Source organism: Bacillus sp. P4_D3, from assembly GCF_056401855.1.
The window spans coordinates 1-862 of record NZ_JBFUIN010001071.1; the positions used below are offsets into that span (position 1 = coordinate 1).

Here is an 862-nt window from a genome sequence, read left to right on the forward strand (position 1 = left end):
TTTCGGAAGAGAATAATGAATCCATACAGCAGTAATGATATAGACAATACTAAGAAGAAAGAACACCATATGCCATCCAAAATGCTGACTAACAGCTGTACTTATTACTTGCCCTGCAATTCCAGCTACTAAAAAACCGGTACTAACAAATCCTATTGTTGTAACCTTTTTTTCTACTGGAAACATTTCTACAACGTAAGCCAACGCTACTGGAGAAAATGTAGCTGCTGCTATCCCCTGTAATCCTCGAAGAATAACAAACCAAAATAAACTATCGACAAACCCTAATAAAAAAGAAACAATCGACAGCGCAAGTAATCCGATAAAAATCACTTTCTTCCGCCCATATTTATCAGAGATTGCCCCAAATAACAAACAACCTATAGCAAAGCCTACAGAAAATATACTGCCTGTAGCCGCAGATTGCGCTAATGAAACCTTAAAAAGGTCTGAAAATAGAGCATTTAAAGGAATCGCCACATATAGGCTGGACATAACTACCATACCTGCCCAACATAACACCGCTGTCATTACTGCATAATTCCTTTCACTATTTACTTCTTTTGATATTTCCATCATAAAATCTCCCCCTTACAATGATTTTTCCCATCGGTTTAAAACATCTGAAGCAAATTACTCAAAATGACATTCCTTCAATACTCACTTAATTTGTTTACGTTAAAAGACATATCACCACCTTGATCAAATTAGCTAAACATATAATAAGGTAACCTAATTATATGTTTAAATAAAAAAGTCGACTCTCACAATCAACTTTTTTATCTACCTTCTCCTAATTTCACCTGCATAGTTACTTGCATTTTATTTAATAGCTTCTCTAAAACTTGACGCTCTTCTTGAT

1 protein-coding gene and 1 pseudogene are annotated in these 862 nt (G+C 34.8%); both read right to left on the reverse strand.

The annotated features are described in order from the left end of the window. Positions 1 to 576: MFS transporter (locus AC1DTM_RS29220; RefSeq protein WP_477001571.1), on the reverse strand; the 576-nt coding region annotated here is incomplete at its 3' end. A 203-nt stretch (positions 577 to 779) separates the two neighbouring features. Continuing rightward, positions 780 to 862, reverse strand: a pseudogene (locus tag AC1DTM_RS29225) (MarR family transcriptional regulator); the annotation flags it as partial.